Annotated in this window: 20 protein-coding genes and 6 pseudogenes; 13 read left to right on the top strand and 13 right to left on the bottom strand. The window is 70.1% G+C overall.

Annotated elements, in window-relative coordinates; genetic code table 11:
- Window positions 1-56: 56 nt before the first annotated feature.
- On the top strand, window positions 57-1,127 hold the full coding sequence (locus ACFIF2_RS26830) for a beta-ketoacyl-ACP synthase III (RefSeq protein WP_395575802.1): 1,071 nt from the start codon (window positions 57-59) through the stop codon (window positions 1,125-1,127).
- A gap of 302 nt (window positions 1,128-1,429) precedes the next feature.
- A complete protein-coding gene (locus ACFIF2_RS26825; RefSeq protein ID WP_395575801.1) occupies window positions 1,430-1,738 on the top strand; it encodes a hypothetical protein in 309 nt (102 codons plus the stop codon).
- Between the two features lie 342 nt (window positions 1,739-2,080).
- Here the strand turns inward: ACFIF2_RS26825 and ACFIF2_RS26820 are convergent, their stop codons facing one another.
- Together ACFIF2_RS26820 and ACFIF2_RS26815 are read right to left on the bottom strand one after the other, a co-directional pair.
- Window positions 2,081-2,233 carry a hypothetical protein gene (locus tag ACFIF2_RS26820; protein ID WP_395575800.1) on the bottom strand — a complete coding sequence of 51 codons (153 nt, stop codon included), beginning with the start codon at window positions 2,231-2,233 and terminating at the stop codon, window positions 2,081-2,083.
- Between the two features lie 97 nt (window positions 2,234-2,330).
- Window positions 2,331-2,820, bottom strand: a pseudogene (locus tag ACFIF2_RS26815) (HNH endonuclease).
- Between the two features lie 87 nt (window positions 2,821-2,907).
- Between ACFIF2_RS26815 and ACFIF2_RS26810 the strand changes: the two are divergent.
- On the top strand, window positions 2,908-3,135 hold the full coding sequence (locus ACFIF2_RS26810) for a hypothetical protein (protein WP_395575884.1): 228 nt from the start codon (window positions 2,908-2,910) through the stop codon (window positions 3,133-3,135).
- An 18-nt stretch (window positions 3,136-3,153) separates the two neighbouring features.
- Here ACFIF2_RS26810 and ACFIF2_RS26805 read toward each other — a convergent pair whose 3' ends face one another.
- From ACFIF2_RS26805 to ACFIF2_RS26795, 3 genes and pseudogenes are all read right to left on the bottom strand, one after another.
- The gene (locus tag ACFIF2_RS26805; RefSeq protein WP_395575799.1) at window positions 3,154-3,864 is read right to left on the bottom strand and encodes a 2-phosphosulfolactate phosphatase; all 711 of its coding nucleotides are present in this window, start codon (window positions 3,862-3,864) and stop codon (window positions 3,154-3,156) included.
- A gap of 570 nt (window positions 3,865-4,434) precedes the next feature.
- Window positions 4,435-4,677 carry a hypothetical protein gene (locus ACFIF2_RS26800; RefSeq protein ID WP_395575798.1) on the bottom strand — a complete coding sequence of 81 codons (243 nt, stop codon included), beginning with the start codon at window positions 4,675-4,677 and terminating at the stop codon, window positions 4,435-4,437.
- 151 nt (window positions 4,678-4,828) lie between these two features.
- Window positions 4,829-5,140 (bottom strand): annotated as a pseudogene (locus ACFIF2_RS26795) (VOC family protein); the annotation flags it as partial.
- Window positions 5,141-5,185: 45 nt separating this feature from the next.
- On the opposite strand from ACFIF2_RS26795, the gene ACFIF2_RS26790 reads away from it, so the two are divergent.
- Together ACFIF2_RS26790 and ACFIF2_RS26785 are read left to right on the top strand one after the other, a co-directional pair.
- Complete coding sequence (locus ACFIF2_RS26790; protein WP_395575797.1) at window positions 5,186-5,788, top strand: CGNR zinc finger domain-containing protein; 603 nt, start codon at window positions 5,186-5,188, stop codon at window positions 5,786-5,788.
- A 5-nt stretch (window positions 5,789-5,793) separates the two neighbouring features.
- Window positions 5,794-6,189, top strand: a complete 396-nt coding sequence (locus ACFIF2_RS26785; protein ID WP_395575796.1) for an SRPBCC domain-containing protein — start codon at window positions 5,794-5,796, stop codon at window positions 6,187-6,189.
- Window positions 6,190-6,603: 414 nt separating this feature from the next.
- On the opposite strand, the gene ACFIF2_RS26780 is transcribed toward ACFIF2_RS26785, so the two are convergent.
- The gene (locus tag ACFIF2_RS26780; RefSeq protein WP_395575795.1) at window positions 6,604-8,082 is read right to left on the bottom strand and encodes an FAD-dependent monooxygenase; all 1,479 of its coding nucleotides are present in this window, start codon (window positions 8,080-8,082) and stop codon (window positions 6,604-6,606) included.
- A gap of 135 nt (window positions 8,083-8,217) precedes the next feature.
- Between ACFIF2_RS26780 and ACFIF2_RS26775 the strand changes: the two genes are divergently transcribed.
- Window positions 8,218-8,817 (top strand): TetR family transcriptional regulator, encoded by a 600-nt coding sequence (locus ACFIF2_RS26775; RefSeq protein WP_395575794.1) that lies wholly within the window; start codon window positions 8,218-8,220, stop codon window positions 8,815-8,817.
- Between the two features lie 146 nt (window positions 8,818-8,963).
- On the opposite strand, the pseudogene ACFIF2_RS26770 reads toward ACFIF2_RS26775, so the two are convergent.
- The 3 genes and pseudogenes from ACFIF2_RS26770 to ACFIF2_RS26760 form a co-directional block, all read right to left on the bottom strand.
- Window positions 8,964-9,323 (bottom strand): annotated as a pseudogene (locus tag ACFIF2_RS26770) (lamin tail domain-containing protein); the annotation flags it as partial.
- A gap of 579 nt (window positions 9,324-9,902) precedes the next feature.
- Window positions 9,903-10,055 (bottom strand): hypothetical protein, encoded by a 153-nt coding sequence (locus ACFIF2_RS26765; protein ID WP_395575793.1) that lies wholly within the window; start codon window positions 10,053-10,055, stop codon window positions 9,903-9,905.
- A 169-nt stretch (window positions 10,056-10,224) separates the two neighbouring features.
- On the bottom strand, window positions 10,225-11,109 hold the full coding sequence (locus ACFIF2_RS26760; RefSeq protein ID WP_395575792.1) for a helix-turn-helix transcriptional regulator: 885 nt from the start codon (window positions 11,107-11,109) through the stop codon (window positions 10,225-10,227).
- 212 nt (window positions 11,110-11,321) lie between these two features.
- Between ACFIF2_RS26760 and ACFIF2_RS26755 the strand changes: the two genes are divergently transcribed.
- The 7 genes from ACFIF2_RS26755 (at window position 11,322) to ACFIF2_RS26725 (ending at window position 16,532) form a co-directional block, all read left to right on the top strand.
- Complete coding sequence (locus tag ACFIF2_RS26755; protein WP_395575791.1) at window positions 11,322-12,338, top strand: zinc-dependent alcohol dehydrogenase family protein; 1,017 nt, start codon at window positions 11,322-11,324, stop codon at window positions 12,336-12,338.
- A gap of 25 nt (window positions 12,339-12,363) precedes the next feature.
- Window positions 12,364-12,774: a cupin domain-containing protein gene (locus ACFIF2_RS26750; RefSeq protein ID WP_395575790.1), complete on the top strand. Its 411-nt coding sequence runs from the start codon at window positions 12,364-12,366 to the stop codon at window positions 12,772-12,774.
- 53 nt (window positions 12,775-12,827) lie between these two features.
- Complete coding sequence (locus ACFIF2_RS26745; RefSeq protein ID WP_395575789.1) at window positions 12,828-13,493, top strand: SDR family NAD(P)-dependent oxidoreductase; 666 nt, start codon at window positions 12,828-12,830, stop codon at window positions 13,491-13,493.
- A 19-nt stretch (window positions 13,494-13,512) separates the two neighbouring features.
- Window positions 13,513-14,061, top strand: coding sequence for a cyclophilin-like fold protein (locus ACFIF2_RS26740; protein ID WP_395575788.1), 549 nt, complete (start codon window positions 13,513-13,515; stop codon window positions 14,059-14,061).
- Between the two features lie 57 nt (window positions 14,062-14,118).
- Window positions 14,119-14,886, top strand: a complete 768-nt coding sequence (locus tag ACFIF2_RS26735) for a glucose 1-dehydrogenase (protein WP_395575787.1) — start codon at window positions 14,119-14,121, stop codon at window positions 14,884-14,886.
- A 29-nt stretch (window positions 14,887-14,915) separates the two neighbouring features.
- Entirely contained in the window at window positions 14,916-15,683 is a 768-nt protein-coding gene (locus ACFIF2_RS26730) for an SDR family NAD(P)-dependent oxidoreductase (protein WP_395575786.1), read from the top strand.
- Window positions 15,684-16,037: 354 nt separating this feature from the next.
- Entirely contained in the window at window positions 16,038-16,532 is a 495-nt protein-coding gene (locus ACFIF2_RS26725) for an alpha/beta hydrolase (protein ID WP_395575879.1), read from the top strand.
- A gap of 5 nt (window positions 16,533-16,537) precedes the next feature.
- On the opposite strand, the gene ACFIF2_RS26720 is transcribed toward ACFIF2_RS26725, so the two are convergent.
- The 4 genes and pseudogenes from ACFIF2_RS26720 to ACFIF2_RS26705 form a co-directional block, all read right to left on the bottom strand.
- A protein-coding gene (locus ACFIF2_RS26720; RefSeq protein WP_395575785.1) for an IS5 family transposase occupies window positions 16,538-17,346 on the bottom strand; the annotation gives its coding sequence in 2 pieces (ribosomal slippage) (window positions 16,538-17,007 and window positions 17,007-17,346; 810 coding nt in all).
- Window positions 17,347-17,716: 370 nt separating this feature from the next.
- Window positions 17,717-18,976 (bottom strand): annotated as a pseudogene (locus tag ACFIF2_RS26715) (penicillin acylase family protein); the annotation flags it as partial.
- Window positions 18,946-19,880, bottom strand: a pseudogene (locus ACFIF2_RS26710) (AMP-binding protein). The pseudogenes ACFIF2_RS26715 and ACFIF2_RS26710, both read right to left, overlap by 31 nt.
- Window positions 19,881-19,950: 70 nt before the next feature.
- Window positions 19,951-20,097, bottom strand: a pseudogene (locus ACFIF2_RS26705) (hypothetical protein); the annotation flags it as partial.
- Window positions 20,098-20,250 lie beyond the last annotated feature (153 nt).

Below are 20,250 nucleotides of genomic sequence, written 5' to 3'. Positions count from 1 at the left end.
GGTCGCGACGAGCAGCCGGTCAGCCCACAAGACCGAAGGCAGACCCTCCGCCGGCGGTGCCGCGAACGAGTAGACACAGAGAAGACGAACCATTGATCTTTGCACGTAGAACCACGTCTCCGTCGCGAGCGCACGCCGCGCGGCTGATCGGCCTGGGCTCCTACCTTCCCCCGCGGACGGTGAGCAACGCCGACCTCGCATCACGCCTGGACACGACGGACGAATGGATCCGGACCCGTATCGGTATTGCCGAGCGACGTATCGCCGATCCGGCGACGGCCACCAGTGACCTGGCGGCAGAGGCAGGTCTCCGGGCGATGAAATCAGCGGAGGTCGGACACGTCGACGCCGTCATCCTGGCCACCGCCACCCCGGACCACCACGTGCCCGGCACCGCGCCCACGGTGGCCCACCGACTCGGCTTGCGCCAGGTGCCCGCCTTCGACCTCGGCGCGGGTTGCTCGGGCTTCGTCTACGCAACGACCGTCGCGGCGGGACTCATCCACGGGGGAACCGCCGGTACAGTCCTGGTCATCGGAGCGGAAAAGATGTCGGCCGTCATCGACACCACCGACCGATCCACCGCACCGATCTTCGGAGACGGAGCAGGGGCGGTCGTGCTCACAGCTGGGCATGCCAACGAACCAGGAACGCTCGGACCGTCCGTGTGGGGCAGCGACGGCGAGCACGCGAACGCCATCCGCATCCCCGACGGGGGCTCCCGCCGCCCCTCGAACCCAGCCGGCGGAGTGGATGACCGATACGTACGGATGAATGGGAACGAGGTATTCCGTCACGCGGTGCGGCGAATCACTCAGGTGACCCAGGAGTCGGTTGCCGCAGCGGGATGGTCCCTCCAGGACATTGACAGGCTGATCGTTCACCAAGCGAACGCACGCATCAGCGCGGCGGTGGCCAACACACTGGCCATTCCCGTGGAGCGCGTACCGTCCAACATCACCCACGTCGGCAATACCTCGGCAGCTTCCATCCCCTTGCTGCTGAGCCACTCCGCGCTCGACGGGCGGCTCCAAGCCGGGCAACGAGTCGTCGTGACCTCCTTCGGCGCAGGCTTCACCTGGGCGGCAACCACTCTGCTGTGGCCCATGGGTCTCCACGCCAGGTGAATGGTTCGTTCAGGCACGTGGTTCTGGGCCGGCTGCCCGTAGGTTTGCGGCGGGAAGGTCGTCAGGCTGAAATGGGGTCCCGCCAGAACCGGGATACGGTCGTTGAAGTCGCCCCCGGGCAGGTAGCAGCGGTGACGAGTACGGTATCCGCGCGCGGACAGGTACTCGCGCAACCGCTCCAACGACGTGACGAGCGGCGTGTTTCGATCGGCGTTCTCTCGTGCTCCGACTCCCGGCCCAGCCGGACCGCTTCACGCAGGGCGACTTCCTCCGCAGGTGGACGGAGAGTGAGGGCGGCCCCGTTGGACAGCTTGATCGCCAACCCCCCCCCATGTACTGTCCCGGATCGTCCCGGCGAGACGGGCGAAGAGGTCCACCACGCGCTGCTGTGTCGCCACCGCTTCGTCGACCTCGCGCAGGTTGTTGCCGTGTGCGGCGTACAGCCAGGCGCGCTCGTGCCGGTCCGGAGCTGCCACGATCCGGGACGCGACCAGCCGGACGCCAACGGCGGCCTGTCCTACCACGAGATTCGCGGGGGAGGGGTGGTGCGGAGTTCGCGGCCGTTCCAGCAGTCGGACTTCCATCACCGCACTGACCTGCGGCCAACCTGACCACCGCTCAAGCTGATCTGCAGACCACACAGAGATGACGACCGCCCAATGGCCGCCGTCCCGCGGCAGCGGGCGGCCGCCTCGGAGTGGCTGGCCATGTGCCCGGCTGCCTCGCCGGGGGTCGGCGTGACCACCGGGCTCGCCTGATCAGCCACACGACACTCCGAGTTGAACGTCGAGCCGAGGAGTTCGAGCAGCCCGTGGAGAAGCAGCAGGCCGGAGTACCTGCGGCCCGAGGGCCGAGGTGCCCCTCAGGCCGCTGTCAGCGCCGCCAACGCCGTCCATCGAGGAGGTGGACTCTTCTTCCGGCGCCAGGGGCAGACGGGACTTGACCTCCCGACCTCACTGGTCGGCGAGGCCCTCGCCGGCGCCGGCCTCAACACCGTGGAGCGCCGCGTCAGCCAGGTCCGACGGAGCGATCTTGTCCACGGGCCAGCCCGCCGCCGTGTCGGTGTCGGCCAGGCCGAGGTGGCAAACGGCTACATCACCTGCCACGGCTGACCCGGCCACCCGCGCGAGGAAAGCCGGCCGTCGGGCAGACGCCCGGCGGCCGGCCCCGTTCCCGCCCCACCGCCCGCGGCAGGGGCGGACGCTACGCGGCGGGCTCGTAGGTCACGCTCTGCTCCGGGCAGTCGCCCGCCGGCTCCCGCAGCGCAGCCAGTTCCGTCTCGTCCGCCGTCAGGCCCCAGCGCGGCTTCGTGCCCACCCACTCGGCGATGTACTGGCACTGCACCTTGGCGGCCGGCGGCAGCCACTGGGCCGGGTCCTGATCGGCCTTGGACCGGTTCGACCGGGCGGTGACCGCGACCAATGACGCGGGCGCGCCCTGATCGTTGGCATAGACCTCACGCAGCGCCTGCCCGACAGCCGGCACCGGGGCCCCACCGCAGGCGGCTCGACGGCCTCGGCAAGCAGGAGTTCTCTCCGTGTTGAGCAGCCAACGGACGGGTCGTCACCGCTGTTCCAGTGGCGGAAGGCGTCACGGTCGTACCCGTCGCGGGACTCGGTGTCGACCGGCAGGCGGGTGACGGCTTCCGCGACAGGAGCGTCTCGGCCGCGTGAGGGGGCGTGTAGGCGACGATCGGCGGCGCAGCACAGAGGTGAGCATGAGTTGCTGATAGCGGCCGGGGAGGGGGCGCGGTCAGTGGTTTGCCGACTGTGCCGCCCGTGTGAGTGCAATGGTCATAACGGCCCGGCCGCGTCGCGGCATCCTCGTAGCCGGCTCGGCGTTGACCTGCTCCCTGATCTGGGGGAGACGGGCCACCGGCGCCCTGTACCTGTCCGAACAGACGGCCATCCTGCCCGCGCTCCAGGGCTGGCGATGGCTGTGCTGCGGCACCGTCCGGATCCCCGGCATCGTGAAGGCAGTCCTCGCGCTCCACCTCGCGGCAGTGTGAGGCGGGACGGCTCATTGACTACCGTGCGCGATGTGCGGCGGACACCGTATCTGCTCGAGTCGGCAGCGGCCGCAGCACCGCCATCCCGTTCTCGAGCCCGATCTTCATGGCGAAGTCGAACCGGTCGACCTCCAGGCACAACTCCACATCGGTGGGGTGAGCCCCGCGGCGTCGTCCGCTGCGCAGGTCGTCCGCGGCTGGGGAGGTACGGGCACGGTGCAGATAGGGGTCTGGGTCGGGACGCGTGCCGGCCAGGAGCTGGCCCAGGTATTCGGCGCAGGCCAGATCCTCGGCGGCACGGCCGTCCTCGCCGGTGGCCACGAACGTCACCGGGTCGGCGTCGGCATCCGTCAGGACCCGGGCCGTGGCGCCGGCCACGGCGAAACTGGCGCACAGCGCCCATTCGGCCTCGACGACGGCCAGGGCCCCGACCGTCCCCGCTGTGGTCTTCTGGATCACGGTGCGGCCGGCCAAGTCGGCCTCCTGGATCAGGCTGGGGGAGTTGACCAGGTCGAACCCGCTGACCGGCGCCCCGTCCTTGAGCGCGAGCCAGCCCGGGTGACGCGCCTTGATCGCCAGTGCCTCGTCCTTGTCGGCAGCGAGAACGATCTTGTCTGCTCCGCGGTGGAAGGCCCATGCGGCGGTGGTGAATGCCCGCATCACGTCGATGACGACAGCCACCTGTTCGGTGCCGTCCACGTCGGATATTCCGACCACTCGCGAGTTCATGCCGGGATGGTCGCAGCCCACGGAAGCGGTCCGCAAGACACGTTGACGACCGGGCTGCCCTGCGGCTCGGCGGGTGTGGTCCGACCTGGACCATCAGCACGTTGGAAAGGGCTCCATGACCAGGCAGCGGGGGTCGCCGAGGCTGTTGGCGAAGTCCTGACCCGTCGATCCAGGTGCCCGTCGTAGTCGCTCTACCAGCGGCCTCCGTCCAGTTTGCAGCCGGTGCGTCCAGTGGGGGTGCTCGCCACGGGTCTGGAAGTGATGTTTGCGGAGGCGGTCCTCGTTCGTGAGCGTGCTGTCTGCAGCAACTCCGTTCCAGCGGCTCGTGACACGTCGTAGCGTCTGGCTCGGTCCCCATCTCCGGGAGCGAGTTGATGACACAGGCCGGCACGGATCGAGACCCTCTCCAAGGGCCCCGGTACCGTGCGTACATCGATCACATCCAGGGCTGCACCGTGTGCGGGCCCACGCGCTGCCCCGTAGGCCAGGCGTTGTGCACCGCCTACCTCACCCACGCCCGTTCACCCGTCCGCACAGCCCTGCCAGCTCGCGGGAGCGGCTAACCCCGTGTCAGGGCGTGAGTGAGAACACGAGTGCGGCGGTGACGGTGAGCGTGGCCACGGTCAGTATCACGTCCCGGATGCGGGCCAGGTGCCGCCCGGCACCCCCTGCGGCGGTGGGCGTGTGCGGCTGGGCGGGGTGTGACCGGTGCAGCGCGGTGCACAACGTGCACGGCAGAGCGCAGTCGTCCACCCAGTAGGTCCCGTTCAGTTCGGCGAAGGCCGGCTCGCTCTTCTTGCTGCTGCGGCTCATGTCTGGACAACGCCGTGCGATGTGGGCCGGTAGCGCGGCAGGCTGGACTGTGGTCCTTTCGCTGCTCCGCACGCGGCCGGGGTTGACGCGGCGCCGCATTCTCGGCCTGCCGCACACCCATTGGTCACCGTACAGACGAGGCGGGGCTGGGGGAATCGAGGCCGCCGGGCTCGCTGTGGACGTCGAGGTGCAGGCGGTTCTTGCCCGCCTTGCCCTTGGGCACGTCCTGGAAGAGCAACCGTCGGCCGCGGTCGACACCAGTCATTTTGTCGAACGGGTCCTCGGGGTGGCGGATCGCGGCGTAGCCGCGGAAGGTCTTGCGGCCGCGATGCTCGATGACCGCCTTGTCGCCGATGTGGCCGGCGGGCAGCAGCTGTTCGATGAGAGGGCTGGGATCTTCCACCTCGTACTCCAGGGCCTGGGCCCAGAAGTCCGCGAGGACGGACGCGTTGGTGCTGTCGATGACCAATTTCCAACTCAATTCCGTGTAACCGGTTATATTGGTTACATGGACTCCTCCGTAAGCAAGGGACTGACGCTGCACTCCCGTGCCGGCGTCGCCTACCGGTTCGATCCCGGCGCGCTGTGCCTGGAACTGCTGGTCACCGGCGGTCCCGGCCCCTACCGCCGCTATGAGGTGCTGCACGAGCCCGCCGACCTCGCCGTCTGGGTTGAGCGGTCGCGGTTGACGCCGACGCCCGTGCTGGAGATCTCCGAAGCCGAGGTGGCCGACATCCGAAGGCTGCGCGACGCACTGTTGCGTGTGGTCATCGCTCACACGCGCGGCGAGCCGCACCCCTCCGGCGACCTGGAGGTCATCAATGAGGCGGCCGCCCGTCCCGCACTGGCTCCCGCCATCGCTCAGACCGGGAAGCGGCAGTGGGTCGGAACCTGCGATGGCACGCACCTGGCGGCCACCGTCGCCCGGGACGCGGTCGAGTTGCTGACCGGTCCCTTCGCCAACCGCATCCGTACCTGTGCCGCCGAGGACTGTCACCTCGTCTACGTCGATACCTCACGTCCCGGCCGCCGCCGCTGGTGCTCCATGGAGCACTGCGGCAACCGCCACAAGGTCAGGGCGCTGCGCGCCCGCCACTCCGAGGAAGGATGACCGCCATGCCCACAGGGCTCACTAAGGACGCCGGCTGGCAGATCGGCGTATCCCGCACGCTGCCCCACCCCGTGCCCGTCGTCTGGGACTTCATCAGCGGCCCCGAAGGGCTCGCCCTCTGGCTCGGCCCCGGCGCGGTCCTCACCCCGGAACGCGGCGCCCCCTACCGGACGGCCGCAGGCGCGGCGGGTGAGGTGCGCGGCTACCGCCCGGCAGACCGCATCCGCATCACCCACGGCACCACCACGGTCCAGGTCACCCTGACCCCCGCCGCCGACGGGGCCCGGACGATGCTCCGCTTCCATCAAGAGCACCTGGCGAGCGCCGAAGAGCGCGAACAGCAGCGGACGCACTGGCGGCTCGTCCTGGACCAGGTCGCTGCTGCCTTTGACCGGCAGTGACGGCGGCGCGCGATTCCCGACCAAAGATCAGCGCCTCCAGAACCTCCCGAAACACCGGCTTCCTCCCACAAACGGTCCTTTGCGCGAGCAAGATCAAAGACGGCGTCCCAGGGAACGCGAACCGTCGCTTCGGTTCGCAGAACTCAAACAGCATCCCACTGGTTGGTCCGGGGCACTGCTTGCATGTGCTGCACGGTGCGGCGAGGGGGTGGCGGGTGGTACCGCACGTGTGCGGCCGTACCGGGGAGTGTTGGCACGCTGAGGCCGGTGCCCGGGCGGCACGCGGGTACTGCTCGGTCTGCAGGCCCGCGCTGCGCTAGGCTCTGTCGTTTGGATCAGCCCGGCCGTTAGGTGCGGCGCCTTTTGACCGCCCTGGCCCCGCGATGCCGGGATGATCCAGCCGAGAGGGCCCAGCTAGCCCAGATACCGGGCCACCGCCTCCGCTATCCCCGCCGCATCCGCACCCTCCGCCGCCCAGGCCACGTATCCGTCGGGCCGTACCAGGACGGTCGTCCGGCGGTCGCCCGCCCAGCGCTCCACGGTCAGCCACCCCTCACGGACACCGGGGCCCTTGTACGTCCCGGGCGTGATCAGCACGAACCGGCCGCCGCGCAGTGCCTCGTAGAGCCGGCCGTCCTTCAGGGCGACGTCGGGGGCGCGGGTGCCGGTGAGGCGGTGGGCGCCGCGGGGGGCGGGGTAGGCGTAGCCGATGCCGGTGATCTGACCCAGGGCCTTGCGCTGGACGGGCGGGGCCATGTCGACGAACGCGGAGACAAGACCGCGGGCGGCACGCAGCAGTGGATTCCGCGCGCGGGCCAGCCGGACCAGTCCGCCACTGCTGCGCAGCACCACCCTGCCGACCGGGTGGCGCTCGGCCTCGTAGCTGTCGAGAAGTCCTTCGGCCGCCCTGCCCTGGACGGCCGCGGCGAGCTTCCAGCTCAGGTTGGCGGCGTCCTGAAGGCCGGTGTTCATGCCCTGCCCACCGGCCGGGGAGTGGATGTGCGCGGCGTCCCCGGCGAGGAAGACCCGCCCGACCCGGTAGTGCGGTGCCTGGCGCTCGTCACTGTGGAAACGGGAGAGCCAGCGGGCGTCGTGCATGCCGTAGTCGGTGCCCAGGGCGCGGCGGGTGATCTCCTTGACCTCGTCGAGGTCGAGCGGGGCGTCGTCGGAGACCTCGTTGCGGCGGTTCCAGCCCATGACCCGGTACCAGCCGTCGCCGAAGGAGGCGATCATCGCGAAGGCGTCGCCGCGGCCGTTGACGGTGAGGACGCCCTCGGGCTTCTCGAACAGTCGGACATCGGCCAGGATCAGCGACTTGATGACGGAGACACCGGGGAAGTCCAGGCCGATCGCCTCCCGCACGGCGCTCCGGTGACCGTCCGCACCGACGACATACGCCGCCCGGCAGGTGACGACCGCCCCGTCCGCGCTGCGCACGTCGAGGTCGACCCCGTCATCGTCCTGCCGCAGCCCCACGACCTCGCTCTCGTACGCGAACTCGACCCCGGCCTCGCGGGCCCGCCGCTCCAAGAGCCGCTCGACCTCGTACTGCGGGGTGATGAGCAGGAACGGGAAACGCGAGGGCAGCGTGCTCAGGTCGAGGGAGAGGCGGCGGAAGAGCTGCAGGCCGGTGATGGTGGCGCCGGTGGTGAGGAGTTCGTCGGCGAGACCGCGGGCGTCGAGCTGCTCCAGGGTGCGAGCGTGCACCCCGAAGGCGCGGGAGAAGTTACTGATCTTGCGCGGCCGCTTCTCGACGAGGGTCACGGTGACGCCGGCTGAGGCGAGGTCACCGGCGAGGAGGAGGCCGGTGGGGCCGGAGCCGACGACGATCACGGTGCGGTGGGTCGCGGTGCCGTGCATGGTGGCCTCCTGGTGCCAACGCTTGCTTGCCATCGCCTGTCGCCAACAGATGTTGGCCAACGCTTGTTGGCGAAGATACGAGACAGCGCATAGGTTGTCAACAGTCGTTGGCAAACGAATGTTGGCGAACGTTTGTTGGCCTACATTCGTTGGCCTACGCTTGTTGGTATGAACGGCAGCGACAGCACCCCCACGGTTCCCGGCCTTGGCGCCCCCCGCCGCTCCGACGCCACTCGCAGGGCGATCCTCGTGGCGGCCCGCGAGCGTTTCGCGACCGACGGCTACGAGCGAGCCACCATCCGAGCCATCGCCAAGGACGCGAACATCGATCCGTCGATGGTGATGCGGTACTACCGCAACAAGGAGGGCCTCTTCGCGGCGGCCGTCGCCATCGACCTGCGGCTGCCGGACGTGAGCGGGGCGGACAGCCGGCAGGTCGCGGGGCGGATCCTCGTCGAGCACTTCCTCGACATGTGGGAGAACAACGAGGTCCTCACCGCCCTGCTGCGGGTCGGCGTGACCAACCAGGCCGGGGCGGAGCGCATGCAGGGCATCCTGCGGGACCAGCTGCTGCCGGTCGCCCGGCAGGTGTGCCCCGACCCCGAGCAGGTCCCGGCACGGGCGGCACTCATGGCGTCGCAGCTGCTGGGGCTGGCGCTCACGCGGTACGTCCTGCGGATGCCGTCGGCGGTGGGGCTGGCGCGGGCGGAGATGGTGGCATGGCTGGCACCGACGATCCAGCGGTACCTGACCGCACCGAGTCCCTGAGGCTTGTCGAGCACTCGTATGCGCCGGGTCCATCGCCCGGTGGCCAAAAGCGTGAGACTCCGGCAGCTACCAGCCGGCCGAGTTCGGCCGTGAGGGCCGACCCCGGTGCGTCCGGTAGCCGGCTCTCACGTCTCGATGACGGGTGGTCAGCCGTGGTAGGTGATGTAGCAGTTGCCGTCGCGGTCGTTGGCCTTCTGCGTGTACGAGTGGACGTCGGCGCGGGCGCCGCCCGGCTTGTACAGGTAGATGGTGTCCTTGTCGTTGTTCCACATGAAGTTGCAGCTCTGCCGGTAGGCGACGTTCTTCGCGTCACTGTCGGTGCCTCGGCCGCCGCAGAGGCTGACCTGTTCGCCGGGCTCGAGGGTGTGGTTGCTCGTATAGGTGTAGGTGTTGCCGGCGGCGTCCTTGACGAGGTAGCCGTTCAGATTGACGTTGCTCCGCGAGTAGTTCTTGATCGTCAGGTACTCGCTGGCGGTGTTGCCGCCGGAGCACTTGTTGGAGTCCCGGCATTGACGCGCCCTCATGGCCGGAACCTGTACCAGCACTGGCCTCAAGGAACGAACCGCCAGGTCACGCCACCCCAGCCGGCCAGGAGCGTTCACTCGATAGTGAGTAACGGCTAGGCACGCCATGACCGGCTACGGATGTGAAGAAGTCCCATCCCCTGACGAGGCGGGGACGGGACCAAGTGGAGCGCCGGGCATGCCTTACACCTGCATCTCCCCGCAGGAAGCGGGGCATCTGTCCTTAGACGACCAACGCACGGCAGACGGCCGCCGCAGGGACCTGCCTTGCAAGATCGACTGTAGGCGCAGTCGCGCCTGCGGCGCACACCGTCCTACTACGCTCACTGCGCGGGAGAAGAGAATCCTGCACCCGCGACAAGCGCCGGCCCCGCAAGCGCCGTCACATCACGCATCCTCGCCCCGCCCCAGACGGCTTCTACCGCCCGCATGCCCGCCGTTCGTGCCGCGAGCACCCCCGCCCTGGCCCCGGACACCGCTCCACGCCAGCCGGAACAAATCAGACCTGGGGACGAGCGAGTCTGGCGGCGACTCCAGCTGAACGGGCCTCAAGGACCTGTTCTACGCCCTGGCCAAGCCCGCACCCCCGTCCCCGACGTACTGCCTGACTCCGCGGGGGCCCGCGCGGCCGAGCAGCAGCAGGACCTGGCCCGCCTCCGCGCCGAGCGCGACGACCTGCGCGGGCAGACGCAACTCCGGGCCCGACTCGTCCACGTCCTGGAGTTTGAGAACAGCAAGCTCGAGGAGACCAAGGCCGCCTCGGAGCAGCAGGTGGCCGCCCAGGCCCTGGTGCCCGGCCTCGCCCGCCGGCGGCGCCGGCGGGCACCCCGCCGTCAACGCCGAGCGGCGGCACCCGCCCAGGTGCCGCCGCTCCAGATGGTGGTCAGTCGGCGCCCTGCTCCGCGGGTGAGTCGACGTTCTGAGTGGCGGCCCAGGAGGCGAGGAGGCGTAGTCCCTCTTCGTGGGCCGAGCCGGGTTCGGCGGTGTAGATAGTGAGAGTGAGACCGGGTGCGGCGGCCATCTCCAGGCCCTCGTAGGCGAGGGTGAGGTCGCCGACGGTGTGATGGTGGAAGCGTTTGGTGCCGGTGCCGTGGTGGCGGACGTTGTGGGCGCCCCAGCGGGTGCGAAACTCGTCGCTGCGGGTGGACAGCTCGCCGACGAGGTCGTGGAGGTCCTTGTCGTGGGGGTTGCGGCCGGCTTCGGTGCGCAGGATGGCCACGGCGACGTCAGCGGCTTGGCCCCAGTCGGGGTAAAAGCGGCGGGAGGCGGGGTCGAGGAACTGGAAGCGGGCGAGGTTGGCCTGGTTGCCGGTCGTGGCGTAGACGTCGTCGTAGAAGGCGCGTGCGAGCTGGTTGGCGGCGAGCAGGTCCATGCGGCCGTTGCGGACGAAGGCGGGGCCGGCGGTGACGGCGTCCAAGACCCATTGCAGGCTGCGGTGCGGCTTCCACTGCGCGGTGCGGCGCCGGGGGCGGGTGAGGGCGTCGGAGCCGTCGGCGGCGTGAGCGAGGTTCAGCAGGTGAGCGCGCTCGGCGTCGTCGAGTTGGAGCGCACGGGCGACGGCTTCGAGGACGGCCGGGGAGACGCCGGCGAGGTTGCCGCGCTCCAGCTTGGCGTAGTACTCCACGCTCACATCGGCGAGTGCGGCGACCTCGCTGCGACGCAGGCCCGGCACCCGTCGGCGGCTCCCGGAGGGCAGGCCGGCCTGCTCGGGAGTGATCTTGGCTCGCCGCGAGGTCAGGAACTCGCGGACCTCTGCTTGGTTGTCCACGCCTTCGACGGTACGTCCCGCCTGCGTCCATAGGGATGTACTGGCGGTACACCCCTCGACGGTGTCTCGCTCCCCGTGCGAAGAGCGGGTTACCTGGATGACGTGGTGCTTTCGCCCGGTCGTCACGACGGGATCTTGCACCTGGCCCTGCACTCGGCGACGGCCCCGGCATCCGGGATCGCCCGCCCCCGGCACGCGAAGGAAGCACATCCATGCGCGGCGCAGTTATCCACGCCCCCGGTGACGTCCGCTTCGAGTCTCTCGACGATCCGAAGCTGCTTCACTCCACCGACGCGATCATCCGCACGGCCCTCACCTGCGTGTGCGGCTCCGACCTCTGGCCCTACCGCGGCGCCGAGCCGATCGGCGACCCGCACCCGATGGGCCACGAGTACGTCGGCTTCGTCGAGGAGGTCGGCTCCGAGGTCACCGCGATCCGGCCCGGTCAGTTCGTCGTCGGCTCGTTCGCCACGTCCGACAACACCTGCGCGAACTGCAAGAACGGTTTCCAGTCCAGCTGCTTGCACCGTGAGTTCATGTCGACCTGCCAGGCCGAGTACGTGCGCATCCCCAACGCCCAGGGCACCCTGGTGGCCACCGACGAGGTGCCCGGCGAGGAGCTGTGGCCCGGTCTGCTGGCCGTCTCCGATGTGATGGGCACCGGCTGGTGGGCCGCGGACGCCGCCGAGGTGGGGCCCGGCTCGACCGCCGTGGTCGTCGGTGACGGCGCGGTGGGCCTGTGCGGGGTGATCGCGGCGAAGGAGATGGGCGCGGAGCGGATCATCGCCATGTCGCGGCACGAGTCCCGGCAGAAGCTCGCCCGGGAGTTCGGCGCCACCGACATCGTCACCGAACGCGGCGACGAGGGCGTTGCGAAGATCAAGGAACTGACCGGTGGCATCGGCGCCGACAGCGTCCTGGAGTGCGTCGGCACGGCCCAGGCCATGAGCCAGGCCCTGCGCTCCGCCCGCCCCGGCGGCAACGTCGGCTTCGTCGGTGTCCCGCACGAGGTCGCCGTCGACGGGCAGGAGCTGTTCTTCTCCCACGTCGGCCTGCGCGGCGGCCCCGCTCCCGTACGTCGCTACCTGCCCGACCTCATCGACCGCGTCCTGGCCCGCCGGATCGACCCGGGCAAGGTCTTCGACCTCACCCTGCCCCTGGAGCAGGTCGCCGAGGGCTACAAGGCGATGGACGAGCGCCGCGCCATCAAGACCCTCCTCAAGCCCTGACCTCCCGACCGCACAAGGAGCACCCATGCAGATCACCCGCAGCTCGCTCGACACCGTCAAGGGCCCGGCCGACTGGTTCACCGGCGACGTCTACATCGATCCGATTGCCGCCGCCCCTGGCCCTTCCCGGGTCACCGCATCCCTGGTGCACTTCATGCCCGGCGCCCGCACCCACTGGCACCGCCACCCGCTCGGGCAGACCGTCTTCGTCACCGAAGGCGTCGGCCTGTGCCAGCGCCGCGGCGGCCCGGTAGAGGTCATCCGGCCCGGCGACCGCGTCCTGTTCGAGGCCGACGAGGAGCACTGGCACGGCGCCGCCCCGAACCGGCTGATGGTCCACGTGGCCATCAACGAGGGCGACGACGACCACGCCGTCGTGCACTGGCTGAACCCGGTCACCGACGACGAGTACACCGCCGCCCCGGCCACCGACTGACACTGCGGTCCGCCCGGCCCTGCGTCCGCACCGCCTCAACCGAAAGGCTCACCGTGACCACGTTCGCTCTCGTCGGCGCCGGCCCCGGACTGGGGCTGGCCGCCGCCCGCCGGTTCGGCGCCGCCGGCCACCATGTCGCCCTCCTGTCCCGCAACGCCGATCACCTCGACGCCCTCACGGGCGAACTCGACGGTGAGGGCATCCGGGCGCGCGGCTTCACCGCCGACGTCCTCGCCCCCGCCTCCCTGACCGCAGCCCTGGACACGGCGGCCAAGGAGCTGGGGCCGATCGAGGTCCTCCAGTTCAGCCCGGTGCCCCGCGGCGACTTCATGAAGCCGGTCCTGGAGACGACCGCCGCCGACCTGGAGGACCCGTTGGCCTTCTCCGTCAAGGGGCCGGTGACCTGTGTGCACGCCGTCCTTCCGGGGATGCGGGAGCTGGGCCGGGGCACGCTGCTGTTCGTCAACGGCGGCAGTGCCGTACACCCGAACCCCAAGGTGGCCGGCACCTCGGTCGCGTTCGCCGCCGAGAGCGCCTACGCGGCGATGCTCCACGACGCTCTCGCGCCCGAGAACATTCACGCTGCCCAGCTGATCGTCCCCGGCGCGATCCGCCCGGACGCCGAGCACTCCAGCCCCGACGCGCTCGCCGAGCGCCTGTACGCGATCCACACCGAGCGCGGCGCCTTCCGGCACTACGCCGAGCCCATGCCCGCATGACAACCCCGGGACCTCCTCCATGAACCCCGCCGCCCGCCGCAAACTCGCCCGCGCCGCTCCGGCAGCCGCCCTGCTCCTGGCGGTGACCGCCTGCTCCGGCGACGCACCGGAAACCACGCCGTCCACCGCTTCCCCCGGGCAGCAGGAGCCAGCCGCACCCACCGCGCCGTCCACCACGCCAGCCACCTCGTCGTCCGCCTCCGGCAGGAGCATCGCCATGGACATCCGCCTCACCGTCGACGGCAACCCGGTCGCCGCCGCCCTCAACGACAGCGCGACCGCCGGCGACTTCGCGTCTCTCCTCCCGCTCACCCTGGACCTGAAGGACTTCCACCAGGCCGAGAAGATCGTCGATCTCCCTCGTCAGCTGTCCACCTCCGGTGCCCCCGAGGGAGCCGCTCCGAAGGCTGGTGACCTTGGCTACTACGCGCCCTGGGGGCAGTTGGTCCTCTACTACCGCGACGTCCCCTACGCCGACGGCATCGTCATCCTCGGCCACCTCGCCGACGACCATGACACCGAGCGGCTGGCCACCGCCTCCACGGTGACCATCGAAGCCGCCCGCTAACCGACTTCTTCCTGTGAGCCCTCCGCTCACGGCCCGCCCCTCCATGGGAGAAAAGGCATGAACGTCACCTACGACTTCCACGGAAAGACCGCCTTCGTCACCGGCGCCGCCTCAGGCATCGGCCGCGCCGCCGCGCTGGCCTTCGCCCGCGCGGGCGCGCAGGTCGCCCTCGTCGACCTGTCCGCCGGCGGTCTGCGCGAAACCGCCCGCCTCATCGAGTCCGAGGATGGCCGGGCCCTTGCTCTGACCTGCGACGTCACCAGCGAAGAAGACGTCCAGGCGGCCGTCGCCCAGACCGTTGAACACTTCGGGCGTCTGGACGCCGCGTTCAACAACGCCGGCGTCGAACAGCCCGTGCAGTCCGCCGCCGACACCGCCAAGGACGACTGGGACCGCATCCTGGGCGTCAGCCTCACCGGCGCGTTCCTGTGCACCCGCGCGCAGATCCGGCAGATGCTCCAGCAGGACGGCGGAGGCGCCATCGTCAACGTCTCCTCCGGCGCCGGCGTCAAGGGCTTCAAGGGTCAGGCCGCCTACGCCGCCGCCAAGCACGGGGTCATCGGCTTCACCCGCTCCGCCGCCCTCGACCACGCCGCCGCCGGCATCCGCATCAACGCCCTCTGCCCCGGCATCATCGACACCGAGATGATCCGCCGTTTCGGCGACACTCGCCCAGGGGGCCATGAAGGACTCATCGCCGACGAACCCGTCGGCCGCCTCGGCAAACCCGAAGAGATCGCCTCCGCCGTGCTGTGGCTGTGCTCCGACGATGCCGCCTTCACCACTGGCACCGCCCTCGTCGTCGACGGCGGCCAGACCACCTGACCCCCTCAATCCCTTCCCGGAGATCTCCGATGAACCCCACGTACGACTTCACCGGCCAGGTCGCCTTCGTCACAGGCGCCTCCTCCGGCATGGGTCTGGCGACGGCCCGGGCCTTCGCCGCCTCCGGCGCCTCAGTCGCCCTCGCCGACATCGACGAGGACGCCGTCAACACGGCCGCCAAGCAGCTCGCCGCCGATGGCAGGCAGGTTCTCGCGCTGGTCTGCGACGTCACCGACGAGGACCAGGTCGCCGCCGCCGTCGACCACACCGTAGAGACCTTCGGCCGCCTCGACATGGCCTACAACAACGCCGGCATCATGCCCCCGCCCACCGACGCCGCAGACGAGAGCGCCGACCAGTTCGACCGCGTCCAGGCCATCAACCTGCGGGGCATCTGGGCGAGCATGAAGCACGAACTGCGCCACATGCGCACCCAGGGCAACGGCGCCATCGTCAACTGCTCCTCCCTCGGCGGCCTCGTCGGCAACCCCGGCCGCGCCGCCTACCACGCCACCAAGCACGGCGTCATCGGGCTGACCAAGAGCGCCGCCCTCGAATACGGCCCCCGCGGCGTGCGCATCAACGCCGTCTGCCCCGGCACCATCGCCACCCCCATGGTCGACGCCATGGTCGAAGGCGGCGAACTCGACCGCTCCCAGGCCGAAACCGGCCAGGCCATCGGCCGTCTCGGCACCGCCGACGAAATCGCCCAGGCCGTCCTGTGGCTCTCCAGCCCCGGCGCCGGCTATGTCACCGGCATCGCCCTGCCCGTCGATGGCGGCTACACCGCCCAGTAACCCCTCGCACTGCCGTCAAGCACGAGAGGCCGTCCTCGTACTCCGGCGTGCCCGGGATCGCGCAGCACCGCCCACAAGCCCGGTCTGCCACGCCTGACACAAGAACGGTCTCCGCACATCGCGTCTCGGCCACGCCCCCTGCGGGCCGTTGCGCCCTGCCTCCACCGACTGAAGATGGGGTCCACTCCATGTTACGTCGCAAAGCGCTCGGACTGATCGCCGCCACCGCCGCCTCCTTCACGGCCGCGTCGCGGGCGCCGCAGGACAGGGCAAGACCGCAGCTAAGGGCGGCTACACCTTCGCGCTGGACAAGAACGTCAAGCGGACCGCAGTGCGGTTTAGAACCGCTACGGCATCGAGGTCGCCCCAAATCTCTACGTGCCGAAGAAGGGCAAGGGCAAGCTGCCCGCACTGGTCGTCAGCGGGCCGTTCGGCGCGGTCAAGGAACAGTCCTCGGGGCTCTACGCCAACGAGTTCGCCCGCCGCGACTACGTCGCCCTCGCCTTCGACCCCTCCTTCACCGGGGATGGCGGCGGCACGGTGCGCGACGTGGCCTCACCCGACATCTTCACCGAGGACTTCAGCGCCGCCGTCGACTTCCTCGGCCTGCAGAAGATCGTCGACCGCGAGCGGATCGGCGCTCAGGCCATCTGCGGCCTGAGCGGCATGGCGCTCACCGCGGCGGCCGCGGACAGCCGTATCAAGGCGGTCGCCACGGCCTCGATGTACGACATGTCGCGCAGCATGTCCCGCGGCCACGAGGACTACTACACACGCGAGCAGCGCCAAAAGGTCGTGGACCACCTCAGCCGGCAGCGCTGGACCGACGCCGAGAACGGCACTTACTGATCGTTTCAGAATGAGGTTCGGAGTCGTCGCAAGCAGATGACGCTGCAAGCGAGTTGGAGCAGGCCGAGGTGGAGGTCGGCGCGTATCTCGTAGCGGATGCGGAGTCGTTTGAACTGGTGGAGCCAGGCGAAGGTCCGCTCCACGACCCAGCGGGTCTTGCCCAGCCCCGAGCCGTGCGGGACACCTCGACGGGCGATCTTCGGTGTGATGCCGCGGGCCCGGAGGATGCGGCGGTACTTGTCGTAGTCGTAGCCGCGGTCGGCGAACAGCCGGCCCGGCCGGTGCCGCGGCCGTCCGACCAGGCCGCGGATGCGGGGGATCGCGTCCAGTAGCGGCGTCAGCTGGGTGACGTCGTGCCTGTTTCCGCCGGTCAGCGACACGGCGAGGGGTGTTCCGTGCCGGTCGACGATCAGGTGGTGCTTGCTGCCCGGCCGGGCGCGGTCGACCGGCGAAGGTCCGGTGTGAGCCCCCCTTTCAGGGCCCGGACGTGCGAGCCGTCGATCGCGCAGTCGTCCATGTCCAGCAACCCTGCCTTGCGCAGTTCGGCCAGGAGAACTTCGTGCAGGCGGGGCCAGACGCCGGCCTCAGTCCAGTCCCGCAGCCGCCGCCAGGCCGTCACCCCGCTGCAGCCGGTCCGCTCGGCCGGCACGTCTCTCCAGCTGACGTTCTTGCGCAACACATAGATGATGCCCCGCAGGGCCGCACGGTCGTCCGCCGGCAACCGCCCGGGGTGCCGATGACGCCGCGGCGGGCGGGGCGGCAGCAGTGGAGCGATACGTTCCCACAGGTCATCAGGCACAAGATCATCCGACACCCGCACCACTCTGCCGCCACCAGACCCGACCGCCAAGCCACTCACGCCGAACTCACTCTGAAACGATCAGTGAGCTTCTTCAGCACGGCCACCGATCGGGGTGACGTTGACGGTGGCGGTTCGGACCAGCCCGAAGGCATCCGTCCTGCTCGCCGACATCGTCAACACCCAACTGCTCCTCACCCACAGGGGTGGCGACTGAAGAAGCTCAGTAAGACCCCGCATCAGTCACGTTCCGTAGTGGACCCCACCTCGCCCCGCGATTGCGGCTACGCCCGGGTCCGGAGTCACAGGAGATCTGGGGCTCGGTTCAGGGGCCCGTGACCTCGTGGATCCAGGGTCCGTGCCGGCCCGGCCCGTGCGTGTGCCGCTACCGCCGCTCGCGCACCCTGACCACCTCCAGTTCCGGCGACCGCATGATGTCCCGTTCGCAGAACCGCGACGTCACCCAGTGCTCACCTGAGAACAGTGCCGTCTGGTCCCGGTAGTGCGGCGAGGCCGGGTTCGACGACTGGGAGTACGTCAGAAGCGTTCGGGCCACCGGGCACCGCCCACCGTCCCAGCCGACTGCCTGGATGTGGCTCGACCCGTGCACCGTCTCCGTGTAGCCGCCGTCCGGCGCGTTCCACACCGACTCGACCTTTTTCCACACGCCGAGCGCCTCCGTGCCCCCGTGGACCGGGTACCGCTTCCCGTTCCGTACGACGAACTGGTGCTCACCCAGCGGCGCGTCCAGCGCGATGCCGGCCGCCCGCAGGTCGGCCACCGTGCCCCTGAGCGCCTTGGCGAACGCGGGTGAGCCGGTGTTCAGGGTGTTCGGCGTTGCGACCGGGTCGCCTGCGCCGAAGGGAACCTTCCACAGCTGAGCCGCGGGCACCGACGCGGTCAGCGCCCGCCAGAAGCGGTCGAAGAGCAGTGCGCCGCGGCTGCCGGTGTCCATGGTCCGGTCCCAGCGATCCAGCACCTTGCACGCCTCGGCCAGATCATCCGCCGAGAGTTCCTTGCAGGCGCGCACCGTGTCGTCGGCGGCGAGATCTGCCGCTGGCACCCGGTTGGCGAACTGATGCCGCTGAAGATCGGCCACCGTGAGCCGCCCGCGGTCCGCCATCGCCGCGCCATCCTCGATCGCGCCGCGCGTACGCAGCGTACGAGGTGTTCCCACGGTGCCGAAGACCCGCTCGTACCCCGTCAGCGGCGCATCGGCGTTGGCCAGCCAGGCGCTGTCGTTGGAGTTCTCCGCGTACGCCGCGTCCTTGAGCGTCGGCATCCGTGACGGCCCGAAGATCCCCGGCTGCACCGCGTCATGGTCCCGGCCGAGCCCGCAGTCGCTCCGCAAACCGTCCAGAACCGCCACACCGGATGCCGGGTACGTGACCCGGCCGAGCGGGGTCGAGCAGCGCCCGGCCAGCTCGTCGGTGATACGCGGCAGCACCTGCGACTGGGTGAAGAGGGTGTGCCCGGCCGAGTCCGCGGCGATCGTGTTCAGCCACGGCAGCCCCTGGGTACGCCGCAGTACTTCGAGCACGTCGTGTGTCGACCGTGCCTTGCCGAACGCCAGCGACGTGTCAAAGCCGCGCATATTCACCGCGTTGGGATCGTTCAGAGCGTACGCCGTGGTCTCGGACCACGGGCGGCGGTCTCCTCGGGCCGCTGGTGATAGCCCTTCACGACGTTGTGGCCGCGCACCAGGATCTCGCCCACCTGGTCGGCGCCGGGCGGCAGCGGGCTGCCCTGGCGGTCGGTGACGCGGACCTCGACGCCCTGGATCGGCTTGCCGACCGAGCCGATGCGGCGTTCGTCGGCGTCGGTGTTGAAGGTGATCACCGCGGCGCTCTCCGAGATGCCGTATCCCTCGAGCACGACGCACCCGGGGAACGTCTTTCGAAGGCCGCGATCACTTCCGTGGGCATCGCCGCGCCGGCGCTGATCACGGCCCGCAGGCGGGAGGTGTCGCGCCCGGACCGGTCGGCCTGCAGGAGCGCGACGTACATCGTCGGCACTCCGACGGAGAGGGTGCAGCCGTGACGCTCTATGGCGTCGGTTACCGCGGTCGGTTCGAAGCGCGGTACCAGGACCAGGCTCGAGCCGAAGCGGACCGCGGTGTTCAGGACGCTGGACAGGCCGAAGGCGTGGAAGAAGGGCAGGGCCGCCAGCGTGCGGTCGGCCGGTTCCAGGCCGAACGCGCCACCCGCGACGGTGCAGTTCATGTACAGCTGAAAGTGGGTGAGTTCGGCGCCTTTGGGCGTGCCGGTCGTGCCGCTCGTGTAGAGGATGGCCGCGGTGTCGTCGGCGCTGGTGGGATGGATCTCGTCGTGCGCAGGGCCTCGGCAGAGGTCGCTGAACGGCAGGATGGTGTCGGGGAGGCCCTGCCGGTCCTCGACTCCCACGCAGTAGACGCGCAGGTCGGCCGGCAGGTCGGGCCCCTCGGTGGCCGCCTTCCAGGACGGGGCGGTGGTGATCAGGGTTCTGGCTCCGCTGTCGCCCAGGTGGTGGGCGAGTTCGCGAGCTGTCAGCAGGGGGTTGAGCGGGACCATGATCAGGCCGGCCCTGAGCAACCCGAAGTAGGTGAGGGGGGAACTCGACGATGTTGGGCAGCTGCACCGCCACGCGGTCACCGGGACGCAGGCCCGAGTCGAGCAGGGCGCGGGCGATGCACCTGGAGATCGCGTCCACCTCGCCGTAGGTGTAGGTGGATTCACCGTGCAGGAGCAGGGGGTGGCCGGGGGCTGCCAGGGCCGACTCACGCAGCATGGTGGCGAGGTTGAACGTCATGGGCGTCTCCTGTCCTGCCGGGCGGCGGCGCCCACGCGTGCGGGCTCGCCGCGGGGCCGGTGTCGTCCCAGACACCGGCCCCTGGGGGCATCTGTTCGTTGGTGCCGTGGTGCGTCATGCGTGGTGCGTCAC

The organism is Streptomyces sp. BK79, assembly GCF_044142145.1.
Lineage (GTDB): Bacteria > Actinomycetota > Actinomycetes > Streptomycetales > Streptomycetaceae > Streptomyces.
The sequence above is the reverse complement of the archived record's forward strand: the minus strand, read 5'-3'. Positions and strand labels throughout refer to the sequence as shown.